This is a genomic window from Micromonospora sp. NPDC005205, assembly GCF_040608275.1.
Classification (GTDB): Bacteria; Actinomycetota; Actinomycetes; order Mycobacteriales; family Micromonosporaceae; genus Micromonospora.
This window is the reverse complement of sequence record NZ_JBEXHV010000012.1, coordinates 18,393-33,080: the sequence shown is the minus strand read 5'-3', so window position 1 is coordinate 33,080 and position 14,688 is coordinate 18,393. Positions and strand designations below refer to the sequence as shown.

At 70.9% G+C, this 14,688-nt stretch carries 12 protein-coding genes; 9 read left to right on the top strand and 3 right to left on the bottom strand.

Annotation, left to right across the window (positions count from 1 at the left end):
• Window positions 1-56 precede the first annotated feature (56 nt).
• The 3 genes from ABZU43_RS21615 to galE form a co-directional block, all read right to left on the bottom strand.
• Window positions 57-2,540: a beta-L-arabinofuranosidase domain-containing protein gene (locus ABZU43_RS21615; protein ID WP_355008274.1), complete on the bottom strand. Its 2,484-nt coding sequence runs from the start codon at window positions 2,538-2,540 to the stop codon at window positions 57-59.
• Between the two features lie 637 nt (window positions 2,541-3,177).
• Window positions 3,178-3,501 (bottom strand): hypothetical protein, encoded by a 324-nt coding sequence (locus tag ABZU43_RS21610; RefSeq protein ID WP_355008273.1) that lies wholly within the window; start codon window positions 3,499-3,501, stop codon window positions 3,178-3,180.
• A 389-nt stretch (window positions 3,502-3,890) separates the two neighbouring features.
• Entirely contained in the window at window positions 3,891-4,919 is a 1,029-nt protein-coding gene (galE, locus tag ABZU43_RS21605; protein ID WP_355008272.1) for a UDP-glucose 4-epimerase GalE, read from the bottom strand.
• Window positions 4,920-5,112: 193 nt separating this feature from the next.
• Between galE and ABZU43_RS21600 the strand changes: the two genes are divergently transcribed.
• The 9 genes from ABZU43_RS21600 to ABZU43_RS21560 all read left to right on the top strand — a co-directional run bounded on the left by ABZU43_RS21600 (window position 5,113) and on the right by ABZU43_RS21560 (window position 14,665).
• Complete coding sequence (locus ABZU43_RS21600; RefSeq protein ID WP_355008271.1) at window positions 5,113-6,291, top strand: inositol-3-phosphate synthase; 1,179 nt, start codon at window positions 5,113-5,115, stop codon at window positions 6,289-6,291.
• Window positions 6,288-7,214, top strand: a complete 927-nt coding sequence (locus ABZU43_RS21595; protein ID WP_355008270.1) for an HD domain-containing protein — start codon at window positions 6,288-6,290, stop codon at window positions 7,212-7,214. Before ABZU43_RS21600 ends, ABZU43_RS21595 begins: the two co-directional genes overlap by 4 nt.
• Window positions 7,215-7,228: 14 nt before the next feature.
• Window positions 7,229-8,359, top strand: coding sequence for a class I SAM-dependent methyltransferase (locus tag ABZU43_RS21590; protein WP_355008269.1), 1,131 nt, complete (start codon window positions 7,229-7,231; stop codon window positions 8,357-8,359).
• A gap of 3 nt (window positions 8,360-8,362) precedes the next feature.
• Window positions 8,363-9,349: a Gfo/Idh/MocA family oxidoreductase gene (locus tag ABZU43_RS21585; RefSeq protein WP_355008268.1), complete on the top strand. Its 987-nt coding sequence runs from the start codon at window positions 8,363-8,365 to the stop codon at window positions 9,347-9,349.
• Window positions 9,350-9,351: 2 nt separating this feature from the next.
• Window positions 9,352-10,179 carry an MBL fold metallo-hydrolase gene (locus tag ABZU43_RS21580; protein ID WP_355008267.1) on the top strand — a complete coding sequence of 276 codons (828 nt, stop codon included), beginning with the start codon at window positions 9,352-9,354 and terminating at the stop codon, window positions 10,177-10,179.
• The gene (locus ABZU43_RS21575; RefSeq protein ID WP_355008266.1) at window positions 10,176-11,660 is read left to right on the top strand and encodes a YcaO-like family protein; all 1,485 of its coding nucleotides are present in this window, start codon (window positions 10,176-10,178) and stop codon (window positions 11,658-11,660) included. Before ABZU43_RS21580 ends, ABZU43_RS21575 begins: the two co-directional genes overlap by 4 nt.
• Complete coding sequence (locus tag ABZU43_RS21570) at window positions 11,657-12,526, top strand: sugar phosphate isomerase/epimerase family protein (RefSeq protein WP_355008265.1); 870 nt, start codon at window positions 11,657-11,659, stop codon at window positions 12,524-12,526. Before ABZU43_RS21575 ends, ABZU43_RS21570 begins: the two co-directional genes overlap by 4 nt.
• Window positions 12,523-13,764, top strand: a complete 1,242-nt coding sequence (locus ABZU43_RS21565) for a glycosyltransferase family 4 protein (RefSeq protein WP_355008264.1) — start codon at window positions 12,523-12,525, stop codon at window positions 13,762-13,764. The genes ABZU43_RS21570 and ABZU43_RS21565 overlap by 4 nt, the downstream gene beginning before the upstream one ends.
• A 79-nt stretch (window positions 13,765-13,843) precedes the next feature.
• The gene (locus tag ABZU43_RS21560) at window positions 13,844-14,665 is read left to right on the top strand and encodes a PIG-L family deacetylase (protein WP_355008263.1); all 822 of its coding nucleotides are present in this window, start codon (window positions 13,844-13,846) and stop codon (window positions 14,663-14,665) included.
• Window positions 14,666-14,688 lie beyond the last annotated feature (23 nt).

Below are 14,688 nucleotides of genomic sequence, written 5' to 3'. Positions count from 1 at the left end.
GGGTCGTGCTGACCTGGGGCTCGGGTCGTCACGTTGGTGGGGCCTGTGGGGGGTGGTCAGAGGCCGGTGGTGTGTAGGTTGGCCACCTCGGCCGCGGTCAGCGCCCGAGCGTGGATCCGGGCGCTGTCGACGGCCGCGTCAAGGGTCGGGTCGCCGGCATACTGCGACCGGCCGATCCGGTTGACGGTGGTGGCACCGAGCGCCGATGGGCGTAGCGTGAGGCTGCTGTTGCGGGCAACCTCGGCGCCGTTGACGTAGAGCACGCCGAGGTTGCCGGTCTGGGTGACCGCGAGGTGGGTCCAGGCGCCCACCGGCAGCGCGGTGGGGCCGTCGATGCGTTGCTCGCCGCCAGCGCCCGTGGTGGTGATGGCGAACCTCGGCAGACCGGCGCCGTTACGGGCGGCGAGGAACATGTTCACCCCGGTTCCGGAACCGAAGTCGAACACTCGGGTCCAGTTGGTCGCGGTGTCGATCCGGACCCAGCAGGCGAACGAGAAGGCGCTCGCCCCGGCGAGGATGCCGGCCGGCAGTAGCACGTGGGCGCCAGCTCCGGTCAGGTTGACCGCGTTGCCGGTCCGTCCGGCGGTCCAGCCGGCACCGCCTGCCAGGGTGGCCGTCCGGCCGTTGCCGGTGGCGTCGGCGGCGGTCGTTCCGGATGTTTCGTTGAACAGGTAGTGCGCCACGAACGGTGGCGGCGGTGGGGTTTCGTTGACTGTCCAGTAGACGGTGTAGCGCTGCCCGTGGGTGGCGTAGAACGGCGCGAGGGTTACCGGTCCGGTGCTGGCGGTAGCGGTGTAGCGAAGCGGGTCGTCGGTCGGGGTCAACGTGCTCGGGCTGAGGGTCGGCAACGTGGAGAGGTTGTTCGTGCCGTACTGGCCGGCCAGCACGATCGGGCCTACCTTGACCGCCTGCACCGTGGAGTTGTCCGGGGTGGGCTCCCGGGTCAGGGTCATCGGCAGGCTGATGTCGACCACGTCGCCAGAGGCCCAGACGCGATCGAGTACGGCGTACGTACCCGGGGTCGGCGCCGGCTGTAGGACGCCGTTGAGCCGCAGTTGCGCGCCGGTTGACCAGCCGGGGATCCGGATCCGCAGGTCGACGGCCCCGCTGCCGGTGACGGTCAGGCGGCTGGACGGGGTCTGCGGGAAGGTGGTGTCCTGTCGCACCGTGATCGAGCGCCCCGGCCAGCTCAACACCGAGGCGATGAACAGGTTGACGTACAAGGTGTTGGCGCCGTTGTGGAAGTAGATGCTGTCGCCGTGCTTGGTGTTGGTCTCCAGTCCCGTGCCGTGACAGCAGGTGAAGTCTTCGTAATCGTTGCTGTAGGTCTTGATGCCGCCGGCCCGCAGCGGCACGTAGTAGGAGTGGAAGCCGTGGGTGCTGTTCGGGTTCTGCCCGCCGAGCAGGTGGTTGTACAACGTCTTCTCGAAGAAGTCGAAGTGCCGCACGCTGCCCGGCGTGGTGAAGAACAAATGCCGGGTGAGCTTGAGCATGTTGTAGCTGTTGCAGCACTCGGCGGTGTAGTCGGACAGCTCGCTGGCGATCCGGTTGGGGGCCTTGAAGTACTCGCCGTTGGAGTTGGCACCGATGGCGTAGCTGTGCCGGTCGACGACCATGTTCCAGAAGTTGACGGCGATGTCGCGGTAGCGGGTCGTCCCGGTGGCGTGGTATGCGCGGATCGCCGCGAGCGCCTTGGGGATCTGGGTGTTGGCGTGGTAGTTCGCCAACGCGTCGGTGTTCGCCGCGAGTGGGTCGAGCACCTCGGCGTGGTCGAAGTACTGCGCAGCGGTCAGATGGGTTGGGTTCTCAGTGAGCTGGTAGAGGTTGGTCAGCGTCTCGCCGATCCCACCGAACTCGGTGTCGAGCATGTTCTGCCGCTGGGCGTAGGTCAGCCGGCTGTTGCGGACGTTGACCCAGGCGGCCTTGCGCTGCAGCACCTGCAGCGCCCGTGCGTTGCCGGCCAGTTGGTGCATGTCCAGCAGGCCGGCGACGGTCTTGTGCAGGGTGTAGTAGGGAGCCCAGACGTTCTGCCGAGCCTCGACCCGGTCGATGAAGCTCTCCGGGAACGCGGACAGGTATCCGGCGTTGAAACCGGCCGCGACGGCCCGGTCCTGGCAGGCCGCGAGCGCGGTGACCAGGTAGTCGCCCTTGGTCTTGAACGCGGTGTCGCCGGTGCTGGCGTAGGCCTGCGCCAGAGCGGTAAGGACATGGCCCATCGAGTGCCCGCGCAACTCGCCGGTGGGGGCCTCCCAGCCGCCGCATGGCGTGGCGGAGGACGGCAGGCCCACATTGGTTCGGAAGGTGTGCAACAGCCGGTCCGCGTCGAGGAACTTGAGATAGGCATGGATACGGGCCGTGTTGGCCTGGAAGGGCCCGGCGAGCAGGCTCACCGCGGCCAGCGGGAACGGATAGACCGACACCCCGGTGTCGGGTCGGACAGCTTGCGCGCCGTGTGCGGGAATCGCACCGACGGCCATCCCGGCTGCGATCGCGCCGCTGCCCTTCAGCACCGTGCGTCGCGAGACTGGGACTTTCGACATGCACATCACCTCTTCTAGGGGCGGCGGCGACCGGATATGTGCGTGCGTACGTGACGCCCCAGCCAGAAGCCACCGGTGATCCGAACTCCGCCCCGCCCGACCCGGAGCAGCGCGGTGTTGGTCGACACGGCCGGGCGTCCTGCGGACTGGTCAACGGGCGACGCAGGGACCGTCATAGGCTTCCTCCGAGGTCGGGGTGGGTGAGCTCGATCACCCGGGCGTTCAGTACACGATGGATGCCGAAAAGGTTTTCGGCAAGAGTCGCGATCCGCCGTGGCTGGTCACAGGTAAACCATTTCTGCTGCAGAGCCGCTGTGGCTGCAGCCGGCGGGCGAAGCCGGGATCCTGTCACGTTGCATCCAGCAGAAAATTCAAAGGATTTCGGTGGGTAGGCGCCTGCGGCGCGCGCCGCGAAGAGCACGGTCTGATCCACGCACGCTGAGTTGGCCGTTCAGCCGGGAGAGCTCTTCGGCGAACTCCGAGGCGTCGGCGTTGGCCCCGCAGAGGGGGTAGGGCGGCGTCCGCTCACGTCGAGACGAGTGCGTTTCGCGGCTTCATGGAGCATGACATGTTCACCCATCGCCCTCCCACATCGACTCTCCAGTGAGGACCAGGACGTCGTGCGGAACCGAACTACTCAGCAACGGGTGCCACCAGCCGTTCTGTACCCCCCATCGCCGTGCAGCGACGTCCGCCAGGCTGATGACTCCTGGGGCGCCAGCACGCGCCGGTACGGGACCGGGTCGCTGCGGAAATCGGTCTGCGCCGTCCAGTGCTGAACCTTTGCAGCGAACAGCCGGCGCTCATCGGCCATGGCCCGTGCTTGGACCTCGTCGTACGAGGGCTCGGTGAAGGGGGAGTTCGCACTCTCGGCAGCCGTCAGCATCATGCTGGCCACAACGTGAACGCTGGGAAGCCGGTCCGGATCGAGGCGCTCCATTTCGATGAGGATGGCGTCCACGCCATACGCCCGCTAGAGTTCCTCGTATCGCCTCGTCAGATACCGGCGTGATGCCCCAGTGCAACGTTGTGGGATCCACGCATACATCCTCTCCGGTCAGCCCACGGCGCTTCACAGGTGCACGGATCTGCCGCGTCAGCCATAGCCGAAGCTGCGGGGAGGTCGCTGCTCCGATGGCCGTACCTCCGGCCAGCGTGCGTGATCTGGCGAGGAACGACCTGCAGGACTGTTACCGCCGGTCAGCGGCCGCAGCGTAGTCACGAGATGGGGAGCAGGTGGGGAGCAACAGGATGCACTGAACGGCCTTCAACTGCTGCCCCGTGAGTGCCTGGGCCGGAGTGATCGATCAGTGGCGGCTTGATCGCCGCACAAGACACGGAGTGGTCGAGTCAGCCGGCCAGTTGCCGACGGCGTGCCGCCAGGTCCGCCAGCACCTGACCGCGCCGGTCGTGCCAGGCGAGGGAATCGGCGATCCCGGTGGACAGGTCGCGCTGCGCCCGCCAGCCCAGCACCTCCCAGGCCCGCCCGCTACGGGTGAAGCCGCCGGCGGTGTCTCCGGGGCGCCGGCGCGCCTCGCGGACCAGAACCGGACGGTCCACCACCGCGTTGAACGCCGCGACCAGTTCCAACACCGTCGTTCCGGTGCCGCTGCCCAGGTTGAGGGCGGTGTGCGGAGCACCACCGACGGCGAAGATGTCGTCGAACCGGTCCAGCGCCCGAAGGTGGGCGTCGGCCAGGTCCCAGACGTGGACGTAGTCACGCAGCCCCGAACCGTCGCGGGTGGGCCAGTCCAGACCGTTCACCGAGAACGGCACACCGGTCTGGTGCGCCTGCATCAACCGGCCCAGAGCGTGCGAGGGCGCGGCGACCTGGAGCCCGGTGCGCAGCGCCGGATCCGCGCCGATGGGATTGAAGTAGCGCAGGGACAGCACTCTCAGTGGGCTACTGGCCGCGATGTCGGCGAGCATCCGTTCCACCACCAGCTTGGTCTGCGCGTAGGGGCTGGTGGCGTGCAGTGGCGACACCTCGTCGACGCCGAGATCCGCGTCCGGCCGGTAGATGGCCGCGGACGAGCTGAAGATCAACCGGTGTACGCCATGCGCGAGCAGTCGGTCGACGAACTCCAGGGTGGCGGAGACGTTCGCCCGGTAGTACTCCACCGGCCGGGCCACCGACTCCGGCACCGCGATCAGGGCCGCGCAGTGCACGACCGCCTCAATGTCTGGATGCCGCGTCAACAGCCGGTCCACCCCGTCCGCGTCCGCGATGTCGCCGAGGTGGAAGGACCGCCCCCGACAGAACTCGCGACGACCGGTGACCAGGTTGTCCAGCACCACCGGTGTGTGGCCGGCATCGATCAGGGCGGACGCGACGGTACTTCCGATGAATCCTGCCCCACCCGCGATCAGCACCTTCACGAGCAGACCTCCCCCGCGGGAACCGACGACGCGCCGTACCCTTCTGCATTCTTCGCACACCGCAGCGCCCTTGACCTGGGAAATGGACCGATAGGTGCACCTCCTGAACATCGACAAAGACCGATGACTGCTCGGCGGCTGGCGGGGTAGGCGGCGGCTCGGGTCGGACGTGCGGGTCGAATCGGGAGGCAGCATGACGGGGGAGCGCATCGGGGTCGCGGTGGTCGGACTGGGTGGAGCGGTCGCGACCACGGCGATAGCCGGGGTGGAGTTGTTGCGATTGGGAATGACGGACATGTCGGGACTACCCCTGGCGCACCGCACCGATCTGGTGCCGTACGAGTCGATGGTCTTCGGGGGTTGGGACCTGGCTCCGGACGACCTGGCCAAGGCGGCACACCTGCACCGCGTGGTGGAGCCAGCCCACCTGGACACTGTCGCGGGGCCGCTGGGGCAGCTACAGCCCTGGCCGGCCGTGGCGGACCCGGCGTACTGCCGCAACGCCACCGGGGCGAACGTGGTGCCGATCGGGCCACTGCGTGAGCGGGTGTCACACCTGCGCGCCGACCTCGCCCGGTTCAGGTCGGCGCAGGACGTGCAACGGGTGGTGGTGGTCAACCTGGCGTCCACCGAGGCCCGACCCGATCCGGCGTCGCCGGTGCTGCGAAGTCTCGACGGGTTCGAGGCTGGGCTGGACGCCGACGATCCGGACATCACCCCCGGTCTGCTCTACGCGTACGCGGCAATCCGGGAGGGCTGCCCCTACGTCAACTTCACGCCCAGTCTCGGCGCCGACACGCCCGCGCTGTTGGAGTTGGCCGAGCGGGAGGGCGTGCCGGTCGCCGGCAAAGACGGCAAGACCGGTCAGACACTGATCAAGACGGTGCTCGCCCCGGCATTCCGCTCCCGGGCACTGACCGTGGAGGGCTGGTACTCGACGAACATCCTGGGCAACCGTGACGGGCAGATCCTTGACGACCCGTCGTCGTTGGCCAGCAAGCTGGACACCAAGGGTTCGGTGCTCAACCAGATCCTCGGTTACGACGTGGAGGACCACGTGGTCCGGATCGACTACTACCGGCCGCGCGGTGACGCCAAGGAAGCCTGGGACAACGTCGACCTGATCGGCTTCCTCGGGCAGCGGATGCAGCTCAAGGTGGACTTCCTCTGCCGGGACTCGATCCTCGCCGCGCCACTGGTGCTGGACCTGGCGCGGCTCATGGCGGAGGCCGCCCGCCGCGGTGAGAGCGGCGCGCAGGAGCAACTCGGCTACTTCTTCAAGGCCCCGATGACCCAGGACGGCCGGACCCCAGAACACGCGCTGCACGCGCAGGAGCGGACCCTGCTGGACTGGCTGGACGCGGCGGCATGACCACCGTCCTGGCGGTACCGCCGGTCGACCGACTGGCCGCCGTGACACCCACGCTGCGCCAGATCGGCGACCTCAAACGGGTCCGGGTGGCCCACGCGGAGGGCTCGGTGGCCGAACGGGCGTTCTCCCGATCATGGGCGGCGATCGTCGGCGGCGCCGACCCAGCGGTGGTCGCCGACCGGGAGTGCGCCGCCGCGCTGGCCGGCGCCCGCCTCGGTGGGATGGACGCGGCCACCCTCACCGCCTGCGGACTGGCACAGACCGAGGTGGAGACCGTCCTGGCCCGCGCCGTCGACGAACTTGTCGGCTCGCTGCACCCGGACACCGGACGCCGGGTGCGATCGGCGCTGCCCCATCTGGTTGCCCAAGCCCTGCCTGACGCGCCGGTTCCGCCGTTCGTGCCGGCCCTGCGCCGACAGCCGCGCGCCGGTGCCACCGCTGCGGGACGGCCACGCCTGGTGGTCGAGCCAGCCGAGAATCACGCCGAGCACTGCTGGGCCGTCGCTGTCTACGGCGCGCTGCTCGCCGACGACACCGGTGCCGACCCGGCGCAGGCGTTCCTGCTCGGCCTGGCCCACCACCTGCACAACGCCCGGCTACCCGACGCAGGCTTCGCCGGTGAGCTGCTGCTTGGCGCGTACCTGGAGCCGATGACCGACCGGCTCACCGAGCGGGCGTTGGCCGAGCTGCCGGAGCAACTGGCCGTTCGAGTCAACGCGGTGCTGGCGTTCCGGGTGGACGCCGACACACCGCTTGGACGGACCTTCCACAGCGCGGACGTGCTGGACCGGGTGCTCCAGGTGCACCATCACGCCCGCGCCGCCGCGTTCACCGTCGAACAGGCCCTGGTGGATCTGGCGCTCGTGCACGACGGCCCGGTGGTGGACTATCAACGGGCCGTACTGCGGGCGGCCGGGCTGTGACCACCGTCCGCGCGGTGCCCGCCACCACGGCGTCCGGGTGGCGTGGCCCCGACGGCACGCCCCTGCACGCCGACACGTCGTGCACCCTCACCGACGGAGTGCGGCGCTGGCCGGTGGTGGAAACCATTCCCTGGCTGCGTCCGGACCGCGACGACCTGCGGGAGCAGGCGGTGGCCGCGCTCGACGCGGGTGAACCGGACCAGGCCGCGGTGACGCTGCTCGCCGACTCCGACGACTGGTGGGACGGCGCGGCGCCGCGTGCGGATCAACTCCGTGCGGCGCTCAGTGCCACCACCCTGCGCGACGCGGTGGAGCTGCTCGGACTCGGCCGGGTCGGGGTCTACTTCCTGCACCGCTGGTCCGACCCGAGCTGGTTGGCGGCCCTGGCGCTCACCGCCGCCCATCCGCCCAACGGTCGGCCGGTGGTCGACCTGGCCTGTGGGGCCGGCCACCTGCTGCGACACCTGGTCATGCACGGCCAGCGCGATCTGACCGGCGTCGACGTGGTCTTCGCCAAGCTCTGGCTGGCCCGCCGGTTCGTGCTGCCGCCCGACGCGCCGGTGGCGCTGGTGTGCGCCGACCTGACCGCACCCTGGCCGCTACCACCTCAGACGGCACCTCGCCACGTGACCTGCCACGACGCTCTCTACTTCCTGCCGGACAAGGCTGCCGTGGTGGCCGCCGCGCTCGCCTGCGCCGGGCCCGACGGGGCGGTGCTCCTCGGTCACCTGCACAACGCACAGCACCCCGCCGGTACGACCGGGTTGCCGCTGCCACCCGACGGCTGGACGGACCTGCTGCCGGGCGCCAACGCGTACGCCGAGGAAGACCTGACCGCGGCGACGGCGGCCGGGCGGCTGCCCGCTCCGGCTGACCCCGCCACGCTGATCGGCACCGAGGCTGTCGGCCTGGCCTGGGACGCGGGTCACGCACCGGCCGACGCCGCCCTGCTGGGGCCCGCGTCGGCGAGCCCGCTGCGACCCAATCCGCTCTACACCGACGGGGTCCGCCGCTGGCCCGACCCGCGGTGGGCGGCCGAGTACGGCGACCGGGCCGCCGCGTACCTGCCGGAGCGTTGGCCCATCGGCCCGGGCCCTGACGCGGTACGGCGCCGCCTCCTGCTCGACCTGCCCGAGCGGTGGTGAGCGATGCAACCGGTCGGGTGGGGTGTGGTCGGCTGCGGCTGGGTCGCCCGTGACCACGTAGCCCCGGCTATCCGCGCGGCCGGGCACCGGCTCGTCGCCGCCTGCGACCCGGATCCGGCCGCCGCCCGACGGCTCGCCCCGGATCGGGTGGCCACGACCGACCTGGACAAGCTGCTCGATCACCCGGAGGTCGAGGCGGTACACGTCGCAACGCCCAACCACACCCACGCCGACGTGGTGGCGGCGGTGGCCAAGGCAGGGCTGCCGGTGCTGTGCGAGAAGCCTTTGGCGGCGACGGTGCCCGATGCCCGTCGACTGGTCGACGTCGCCGGTGGCACCCTCGCGGGTGCCGCGTTCGACCAGCGGTTCCATCCCGCCCACCAGCGCATCGCCGCGATGGTCGCCGCCGGTGATCTGGGCACGGTGACCGCGATTCGCATCGTCTACGGCTGTTGGCTGCCCGAGCGGTGGAGTCCCGACGGTCGACCGCACGACAACTGGCGGATCGACCGGGCCCGCTCCGGCGGCGGGGCCCTGGTGGACCTGGCTCCGCACGGCGTCGACCTGGTCGGTGTGCTGCTCGGCGAGGACCTGGTCGAGCTGACCGTGCGGACGCATCGGCGGGTGCATCCCTACCCGGTGGACGACGGGGCGCTGCTGGCCGGCGTGACCGGTGGTGGGGTGCTGGTCCAGGCACACGTGTCGTTCAACACCGCCGATCCGTTGCCTCGACGCCGACTGGAGGTGGTCGGCACTGGCGGGCAACTTGTCGCCGTGGACACCCTGGGTCAGAGCGCCGGCGGCACACTGACCCGTCTCGACGCAGCGACCGGGGTGGCCACCGAGGTGCCCTTCGATGTCGACACGACCCCGTTCGCCGGTCAGGTGCGCGCCTTCTCCGCCGCCGTCCGCGAAGGCGGTTGGGCCTGGCCGTTGGCCCGGGACCTGCGCCTGCACGAGTTGCTGCACACGGCTGCGGAGAGGAGCTGACCGTGCCCCTTCGCCCGTACTCCTGCGCGAACTGCGGCCACTGGCAACGCTGGTTCGCGACCCCGCCGTCCTGTCCGGTCTGCACCGACGTGCGTAACGCGCTGCCCGCGGACGGCTGGCAGTTCGACTCCGCCGACGAGGTGGCGGTCGGACGGCAGGCACGCTCGGCCGTGGTCGCTCCCGGCGTGACCGGCTACTGGTGCGAGCCGCAGCTCGGGCTCGGCAGTACCGGCTGGGTGATCGAGACCGAAGCCGGCCTGGTCGGTTGGGAGGCGGCCGGCTGGTATCCAGCCGAGGCCATCGACGACCTGCGCGCCCGCGGCGGTCTGGTCGCGCTCGGCGCGAGCCACGTACACGGGTACGGCGCTCTGTGGCAGCTTCAGGACGAGCTCGCCCCGCCGGTGCTCGCCATCGGGGTCGACGATCTCATCTGGACCAAGGCGTTCCAGGTGACCTGGCCCACCGACGATCGGCACCCGCTCGCACCCGGCCTGGTGATGTACCGCAGCGGCGGCCACTTCCCCGGGCACAGTGTGCTGCACGACGAGCAGCGCCGAATCCTGTTCGTCGGTGACCTGATCAAGGTGGAGCTGGCCGGCGAGACACCGATCGGCCTCTCGTGCCACAAGGCCTTCCACGCTCAGATCCCGCTGTCGCACGCCGAGGTGCGGCAGGCCCGCGACCTGGTCGAGACGCTCGACTTCGACGCGGTCGCCACACCCTTCGAGTACGCGGCGCCGGTGTCTCGCCGGCAGGTGCTCGCCCTGTTCGACCGGCAGCTGCGGGGGCAGCCGACGGCCGGACCCATACCGATCGAGGAGCTGACGTGACCCGAGCCGCCGAACCGCGTACCCCCGCCATCTCGGCGACGTCGATCGTCGACCGACTCGCCGACGCCCTACCAGCCGGCGAGGTCGGTGACTTCGACATCTCCCAACTGGACCGGCTCGGTCTGCCGGTGATCTCGGCCGACCATCTCGGCGACGGCTGGCCCCGAGCCGCCGCCATGGGTTACGGCGCGACCCTCGAACAGGCGCGCACCGGCGCGTACGGGGAGCTGGCGGAGGCCCTGTTGCTGCACGGACAGCTGCGGGCCATGGTTCCTCGCCGGGCCTCGTACGCGCAGCTTCGCAGCGAGCTGGGCACCGGCGGTGTGGTGGATCCGCGGTCGTTGGTGCTGCCCGCCGGCACCACTGTCGACGACGACCAGCCCCGCTCCTGGCTGCCGACCGTCCGGTGGCGCACCGGCGAGACAGTGCTGGTGCCGGCGGAGTTCTGCGGTTCCGCGAGTGAGGACCTGCCCTGGCAGGACCCGGCCGAGCGGCTCATCACGGTGATCACCAACGGGTCGGGCGCGGGCGACACCATCGAACGGGCCGTCGCACACGGCCTGCTGGAACTGCTGCAACGCGATGGCAACACCACCGCCTTCCGGGCCATGGACGCCGGCGTGGTGATCGACCTCGACGAGGTCCGGGACGCGGTGACCCGAGCCACAGTGGACCGGCTGCGGGCCGCTCACATCGACGTGGTCCCGAAGCTCGCCTCCACCGCATTCGGGCTGGTCGACGTGCACGTCGTCGGTATCGACCAGGAGCCGGAAACTCCTCCGCTGGCCGTCACCGCGTGCGGTGAGGCCGCTCACCCGGACCGGGAGGTCGCACTGCGCAAGGCGCTGCTGGAATACGTCTCGTCCCGCTCCCGCAAGGTCTTCTCCCACGGGCCGTTGGAAGCGCTGCGGCGGTTCACGCCGGAGGAGTACTGGCGGCGGGAGTTCGCCCGACCGGCCGAGTCACAGGAGACGCGCGCGTTGGCCGCGATGCGCGAGTGGACGCACCTGGACGGCGGGCACCTACGTGCCCTGCTGGAACCCGTGGTGCTGGCCCAGCGCAGCACGGTGCCCTTCAGCGCGTTGCCGACCGTCGCTCCCGGAAGCCTCGACGATCCGAGCGCGCTGCTGGCCGACCTGCTGCACCGGCTCGCCGAGTTCGACGTGCTGGTCATCGTCGCACCCGGAGACGGGGCGGTGGCGGTCAAGGTGATCGTGCCTGGGCTCGAGGCGGAGACCATGTCGTACGGGCGGATCGCGGCGCGTGGGGTCGAGCGCCTGATGGAGAGGGACTCGCCGCTGGTCGGGCTCGGGGCACCCCCGCACGGCGGCGCCGCACCGGTGGTCCTCGACCCGGCCGCCCGTGAGCGGCTGGGTGGAGACGCCTGGCTCGACCTGACCGAGGTGGCCCACACCGTCGGCCCGCTCTACCCGCTCTATCGCGAACCGAGCCGGCACGCCGTCGCCCGGAGTCAGACATGAGCCTGCGATACGCCTACAACACCAACGGTATGACGTCGCACCGACTCGACGACGCGCTCGCCCTGCTGGCCGACTGCGGCTACGACGGCGTCGCGCTCACCCTCGACGTGGCCCACCACGACCCGTACGCGCCCGACCTCGCCGGGCGCACCCGCCGGCTGACCCGCCGTCTCGACGCGCTCGGCCTTGCCAGCGTGGTGGAGACCGGTGCGCGCTTCCTGCTCGACCCGCGGCGCAAGCACCATCCCACCCTGGTCTCGCCGGCCGAGGACGACCGGACGCGGCGGCGCGACTTCCTGCGCCTCTGCGTGGACGTCGCTGTCGAACTGGGCAGCGAGGTGGTGTCGTTCTGGGCCGGCGTGCCCGAGCCCGGCATCGACAGTGGCCGGGCCTGGCACTGGCTCGTCGCCGGCGTCCGCGACGTCGTCGAGTACGCCGCCCGGCACGACATGACGTGCGCCTTCGAGCCGGAGCCGGGCATGCTGGTCGACGACTGCGACGACTGGGCCCGGCTCGCGGCCGAGGTCCCCGGTCTCACGCTGGCCCTGGACACCGGTCACTGCCTCGTGTCCGGCCGGTACGACCCGGCCGCCGCGGTGCGCGCCTTCGCGACCCGTCTGGGCGCCTGTGCCATCGAGGACATGCCCCGCGGCCGGCACGAGCACCGCGCCCCCGGCGAGGGAGATCTCGACTTCCCAGCCGTGCTCGGCGCGCTGACCGAGGCGGGCTATTCCGGGCTGGTCAGCCTCGAACTCTCCCGGGACGCACACCGGGCCGACACCCTGGTGCCTGCCGCACTGGCCGCGCTGCGCCATGCCGAGCAGCAGCCCCGTACCTCCGTCGAGCTGAAGGCCGGTGTCCGATGAGAATCTGCCTCGTGTCGCGCCGCTACTGGCCGGCCGTCTCCGGAATGAGCGCGTACGCCGAGAACCTGCTGCGGCACCTGGTCCGCGCCGGCCACGAGCCCACCCTGGTGTCCCAGTACCGGGGCGACACCGCAGGCCGCGCCGTGTACGGCGGCGGCCCACCACCGCCGGACCGGGTGCCAGCCGGCGTGGAGGTGCACGCCCTGGAGGCGCTCGGGGAGCAGGCCGTGGGCCGGGGCGAGCCGGCGGACTTCGAGGCGGACGTCGCGGAGATGACCGACACTGTGCTGCGGCTGCACGCCCGCCGACCCTTCGACGTGCTGCACGCGCAGTACGCGTACCCCAACGGGCTTGCGGTGCTCCGCGCCGCCCAGGCGACCGGACTACCCGCCGTGGTCTCCGTGCAGGGCGGCGACGGTCACTGGGTCGGCACCTGCTGTGCCACCCACCGTTACCTGGTGCGGGCGGTTTTCGCGCACGCGCCGGCGCTGCTGATCGGGTCGCCGTCGTTCGCCGCCGAAGTCAGCCAGCGACACGAGCTCGATCCGACCCGCTTCACCGTCGTACCCGGCGCTACCGACACCGAACGATTCGTGCCGGTCGCGTCGCCCGGTCGGGTCTCGGACCCGGCTGTGCTGCTGTACCACGGCCGGGTCGACGCGCGGAAGGGCGTGCTCGACCTGCTCGACGCGGTCGCCAAGCTTCGCGCGGAAGCGGTGCCGGTGCGTCTCCTGCTCTCGGGCATCGGCCCCGACCTGGGCACCGTCGAGACCCGGATCACCGAACTGGGCCTCGCCGACACCGTCGAACTGCTCGGCGCGGTGCCCTACGAGCGGGCCCACGAGGTGTACGCGCGGGGAGAGATCTTCGTCAGCCCCACCTACGCGGAGGGCTTCTCCAACACCATCCTGGAGGCGATGGCCAGCGGCCTGCCGGTCATCTCCACCGACGTGGTCGGCGTCCGCGACTGCGTGCGCCCGGAGGAGAACGGTCTGCTGGTGCCGGCCGGCGACCCAGCGGCGCTGGCGGGAGCCGTCCGTCGCCTGCTCGATGACCCGGCGCTGCGCCGTCGGCTCGCCGGACAGGCCCGCAGTGACGTCGAGCAGCAGTGGAGCTGGCCGGTCATCGCTGATCGGATCACCGCCGTCTACAACGGGCTGGCCGCACCCGTGCCGGAGATCCCCGACCCGCCGGTCGAATCGGCCTGCCGCTTCCGCGCGGCACCGCACCTGCTGTGAGCGCGAGGAGCATGTCGGGTTCGCGAGCCCGACAGCCCGGAACGGCAGACCGCCGGTGACGACGTGTCCCGGAGTCGCGGTGGCGGTCAGCCCGCACCTGGACGACGCGGTGTTCTCCGTCGGCGGCACCCTCGCGGCGCTGGCGGCGACGGGTTGGACGGTACGAGTGGTCACCTGCTTCACCGCGAGCGTGCCTGACCTGTCGCCGTTCGCCCTGGCCTGTCAGCTCGACAAGGGGATCGCGGCCGACGTCGACTACATGGCGCTTCGCCGGGCGGAGGACGAAGCAGCCTGTGCGGTGCTCGGGGTGCAACCGGTCCACCTGCCACTGCCTGAGGCGCCGCACCGCGGTTATTCCGATCCGGCCGCGCTCTTCGCCGGTGTTCGAGGCGACGACCGGGTGGCGGCGGCCCTCGTACCGGCGCTGCGTCCGCATCTGGCGGACGCCGGCGTGATCCTCGCGCCACAGGCCCTCGGTGACCACGCCGACCATCGCGTCGTCACCGAGACGGTCGCCGCGCTCAGGCCGGACGGCCTGTGGTGGCGGGACGTGCCGTACGTCAGTCGGCAACCAGCTGCGTCACCGTGGCGCTGCGTGCCCGACGGTGTCGAGGCGGGTGCCGACATCAGCGATCATCTGGCCAGGAAGGTGGCGGCCGCCACCAGCTATCACAGCCAACTCGGGTTCCAGTTCGGTCAGATTGGGGTGGCTCCGCTGCTGCGGAACCTCGCCGCCGAGGAGGCTGCCAGGTTGGGCCTGCCGGGCGTGGTAGAGGCGTTGCGCGGGAGGGTGGACCGTCTCCGGTTGATCGGCGCGGTGCACCCGGGGGTCCGCGGGATGGACGTGGTCACGCCGCCGGTCGTGGATCGGGAGTCCCTGAAGGACCGGCACTACGACTGAGCGTCCACACATTGGCTCGGTTG